The organism is Salipiger sp. PrR007 (assembly GCF_010499845.1).
In the GTDB taxonomy this organism is placed as follows: domain Bacteria; phylum Pseudomonadota; class Alphaproteobacteria; order Rhodobacterales; family Rhodobacteraceae; genus Salipiger; species Salipiger pacificus_A.
The window spans coordinates 1-4535 of the sequence record NZ_JAAGOZ010000065.1 but is presented as its reverse complement, the minus strand read 5'-3'; the positions used below and the strand labels follow the sequence as shown (position 1 = coordinate 4535).

Annotated in this window: 4 protein-coding genes; all 4 read right to left on the bottom strand. The window is 69.5% G+C overall.

What is annotated here, in order from left to right; translation table 11 throughout:
* Nucleotides 1–380 (bottom strand): sarcosine oxidase subunit gamma (locus tag G0Q01_RS22145; protein ID WP_164198130.1); only part of this gene is annotated, 380 nt, incomplete at its 3' end.
* A gap of 10 nt (nt 381–390) precedes the next feature.
* Complete coding sequence (locus tag G0Q01_RS22140; RefSeq protein ID WP_164213866.1) at nt 391–3393, bottom strand: sarcosine oxidase subunit alpha; 3003 nt, start codon at nt 3391–3393, stop codon at nt 391–393.
* On the bottom strand, nt 3390–3692 hold the full coding sequence (locus G0Q01_RS22135; protein ID WP_164198134.1) for a sarcosine oxidase subunit delta: 303 nt from the start codon (nt 3690–3692) through the stop codon (nt 3390–3392). Before G0Q01_RS22135 ends, G0Q01_RS22140 begins: the two co-directional genes overlap by 4 nt.
* Nucleotides 3693–3731: 39 nt before the next feature.
* A partial coding sequence (locus G0Q01_RS22130) for an FAD-dependent oxidoreductase (RefSeq protein WP_164198136.1) occupies nt 3732–4535 on the bottom strand: 804 nt, incomplete at its 5' end.

Here is a 4535-nt window from a genome sequence, read left to right as displayed (position 1 = left end):
GCGTCGATGTCGCGGGCGCATCCGATGGTCATCAGCTCGGCGGCGCGCGGGCCTTCGATGACGAAGCTCACCTCGCGGGCGGTGATCTCCACCAGGCTGTGCGGCAGGCGCGCGTAGACCCCGGCGCAGGCGTCCACGATGGGCGCGGGATCGGCGGCCAGCACCAGCCATTCGTCGGGACCGAGGCAGGCGAGCTCGACCGCGCCCTTCACGGTCTGCCCGATCTTGCGCGGCAGCGCCACGCCGAGCGCCTGTTCGAGCGGCGCAAGATCGCCGCGGGCGCGCAGCGAGAAGCGCGGCTTGGGCAGGATCGAGCTGACCTTGGCGGCCGGTGTCTCGACCTGCGTGGCGGGCGGGAAGGCGGAAAGCGGAGCGTTCATCAAGGCCTCCTCAGATCTTCAGGCGGGTGTTTTCGGGATCGACGAAGACCGTCGAGGTGATCTTGGCGGCGATGGTGCGCTCCGGCATCGGGATATGGACGGTCTCGCCCATCCGCCCGTGGCCGCCCTGCACCAGCGCCAGCGCGATGGGACGGCCCGCCGCATCGGAGTGGTAGGACGAGGTCACATGCCCGACCATGGTCATCGGGATCGCCTGCTTGGGGTCGAAGACGATCTGCGCCCCCTCCTCGAGCTTGCTGCCATCCTCGGTCAGCAGGCCGACCAGCTGCTTGCGGCCCTCGGCCACCAGGTCGGGCCGCGCCAGCCCGCGCTTGCCGACGAAGTCGGGCTTGGCCTTGCCCACCGCCCAGCCCATGCCCGCGTCGTAAGGCGTGACCGTGCCGTCGGTGTCCTGGCCGACGATGATATAGCCCTTTTCGGCGCGCAGAACGTGCATGGTTTCCGTGCCATAGGCGCAGATGTTAAATCGCTGCCCGGCCTCCCAGAGCACCTCCCAGAGCTTGCGCCCCATGGGCGCGGGCACGTTGACCTCGAAGCCGATCTCGCCGGTGAAGCTGACCCGGAAGAGCCGCGCCGGCATGCCCGCCACGGTGCAGTCCACGCAGGACATGTGCGGGAAGGCGTCCTCGGTCAGCTCGACGCCCTCGACCAGCGGGGCCAGCAGCCTGGCGGCCTCGGGGCCATTGAGCGCGATGGTCGACCAAGCTTCCGTGGTCGAGGTCAGCCAGACGTCGAGGTCGGGCCATTCGGTCTGCAGGTAGTCTTCCATCATGTTCAGCACCCGCGCCGCGCCGCCGGTGGTGGTGGTGACGTGGAACTTGTCCTGCGCCATGCGCCCGATGACGCCGTCGTCGCGGATGAAGCCGTCGTCGCCGCAGAGCAGCCCGTAGCGGCAGCGGCCCGGGGCGAGCTTGGTCCAGGGGTTGGTGTACATGCGGTTCATGAACTCGACCGCATCGGGGCCGACCACCTCGATCTTGCCCAGCGTCGAGGCGTCGAAGATGCCGACGCCGGCGCGGGTCGCCTTGCACTCGCGGCGCACCGCGGCCTCCATGTCCTCGCCCGGCCTGGGGAAGTACCAGGCCCGGCGCCACTGGCCGACCGGCTCGAAGACCGCGCCCTGCTCCTCGGCCCAGAGGTCGATCTGGGTCTTGCGCGTCACCTCGAAGTGGCCACCGCGGTGATAGCCCGCGAAGGCGCCGAAGCTGGTCGGCGTATAGGGCGGGCGGAAGGTGGTCAGACCGACCTGCGGCTGTTTCTTTCCAAGCGCATCCGAGGCGATGTTGAGGCCGTTGATGTTGGACATCTTGCCCTGGTCGGTGGCCATGCCGTTGGTGGTGTAGCGCTTGACGTGCTCGATCGAGCGCATGCCCTCGCGCACCGCCAGCCGCAGATCCTTGGCGGTCACGTCGTTCTGGTAGTCGACGAAGGCCTTGGCCTTGCCGGGGCTGAGGTCGGTCGGCAGCTCCTTGTGCGACACGCCGGTGCCGGCGCGGTCCTGCGCCACGGTGTAGCTGGCCGCGTCGGCGGAGGTGCCGAGCGCCAGCGCGACCTCCCGGCCCTTCTCGGCGCCGTCGTTCAGCGCCGCCGCGATGCCCCAGAGCCCGCGGCTGGCGCCGGCGATGACGCAGTCCTCCGGCGTGCGCTCGGGCAGGAAGGTGGTGCGGTCGTCGTCCCAGGCCAGCGTGCCCTTGGTGTGCGAGAAAAGATGCAGCGAGGGCGTCCAGCCGCCCGACATCAGCACCGCGTCGCAGGCGATCTCCTCGCCCGCGCCGACCTTGCCGCCCGAGACCGGGTTGAGCCGGATCGAGGCGACCCGCAGGCGGCCCTTGGTGGCGGTGGCGGTGCGGCCGAGCTTGACGGGGATCCCGCGCTGGCGCGCGCCGGTCAGCAGCGCCTCGTCAACGGTTTCGCGCGTGTCGGCGATGGCCTGCACCCTGGCACCGGCATCGGCCAGATCGAAGGCGGCGTACCAGGCGCTGTCATGCGAGGTCAGCACCATGGGGCGCTGCCCGACCAGCACGCCGTAGCGGTTGAGGTAGCTCTGCGCCGCGCCCGCCAGCATCACGCCCGGGCGGTCGTTGCCGTGGAACACCAGCGGCTTTTCCAGCGCGCCCTGCGCCAGCACCACCTGTTTCGCGCGCACCCGCCACAGCCGCTCGCGCGGGGTGTCGGCGGGCAGATTGGGCAGGTGGTCGGTCAGCCGCTCGCAAAGACCGATGAGGTTCTGGTGGTAATAGCCGATGGCGGTGGTGCGGGTCATGACCTTCACGCCCGCCGCTTTCAGCGCGGCCAGCGCCGAGGCGACCCAGTCCCAGGCGGCGGTGCCACCGATCTGTGCCTGCGGCTCCGACAGCAGCGTGCCGCCCACTTCCGGGTTCTCGTCGACCAGCACGACCTTCAGGCCCGCCTCTGCCGCCACCCGCGCCGCGGCAAGGCCCGAGGGCCCGGCGCCGACGATCAGCACATCGCAATGCAGGTTGCGCGAGGCGTAGCTGTCGGGGTCTTCCTCGGTGGGGCTGACGCCAAGGCCCGCGGCGGCGCGGATGAAGGGCTCGTAGACCTTGTCCCAGAAGCTGCGCGGCCACATGAAGGTCTTGTAGTAAAACCCTGCCGAGAAGAGCATATAGGCGGCATCGTTCACCGCGCCGACGTCGAACTTCAGGCTCGGGTACTTGTTCTGCGAGCTGGTCTCGAGCCCGCCCCAGATCTCCTGCACCGTGGCGCGGGTGTTGGGCTCAAAGCGGCCCGGGCCGCGGCGGGTGCCGATGAGCGCGTTGGGCTCTTCCGAGCCCGCCGCCACCGGCCCGCGCGGGCGGTGGTACTTGAACGAGCGGCCCATCAGGTGCACGCCATTGGCCAGCAGCGCCGAGGCGACGGTGTCGCCCTCGTAGCCCTGGTAGGTCTTGCCGTCGAAGGTGAAGTTCACCGGGCGGGTCCGGTTGATGCGACCCTTGCCTTCAACACGGCCGGAAACGCGATGGCTGCTCATTTCAGGCCCTCCTTCAGCGCGGCGAGATCGGGACGGGGCGCGCCCGCCTCGTAGGTGGTGAGGAACTTGTCGGTGATGGTATTGCGCACGGCGTTGAAGAACCGCCCGCAGCCATGCAGGTGGCGCCAGCGCTCGAAATGGTCGCCCTTGACGTTGGCGCGCATGAAGAGGAACTGCTGCCAGTCCTCGTCGCTCATCTCCGAGGGGGTTTCGGGGCGGGCGATATGCGCCTCGCCGGCGTAGGTGAACTCGACCTCGGGCAGCGTCTCGTCACAATAGGGGCAATGAATCAGGAGCATGGGCGTCGTCCTTAATGTGCAGACATCATCGCGCGCAGCTCAGTGCGCGACGGCGGCGGCGGCCGCTTCGTCGATCAGCCGGCCGGTGCGGAACCGGTCGAGGGTGAAGGGCGCGTTGATCGGGTGCGGCTCGTCCTTGGCGATGGTCCAGGCGAAGACATGCGCCGAGCCCGGGGTGGCCTTGAAGCCGCCCGTGCCCCAGCCGCAGTTGACGTAGAGGTTCTTCACCGGCGTCTTGCCGATGATCGGCGAGCGGTCGGGGGTGTTGTCGGTGATCCCCGCCCATTTGCGCAGCATCCGCATGCGGTTGAAGATCGGGAAGACCTCGGAGATCGCCGCGATGGTATGCTCGATCAGCGGCAGCCCGCCGCGCTGGGAATAGCTCACGTATTGGTCGGTGCCGCTGCCGATCACCAGCTCGCCCTTGTCCGACTGGCTGCAATAGGCGTGCACGGCGTTGGACATCACCACGCAGGGGAAGATCGGCTTCACCGGCTCCGAGACCAGCGCCTGCAGCGGCATGCTCTCGAGCGGCAGCCGCACGTCGGCGGTGGCCATCACCTGGGTGTTGTGGCCCGAGGCCGAGACCGCGACCTTGCCCGCCTTGATGAAGCCCTTCTCGGTCTCGACGCCCGCCACCGAGCCGTCGGGGTTGCGGCGGATCGCGGTCACCGCGCAGTTCTGGATGATGTCGACGCCGCGCGCCGCCGCGCCGCGGGCATAGCCCCAGGCCACCGCGTCATGCCGCGCGGTGCCCGCCCGCTCCTGCAGCGCGCCGCCCATCACCGGGTAGCGCGCGCCGCGCGAGATGTTGATCGGCGGGCAGTACTCCTTGCACTCCTC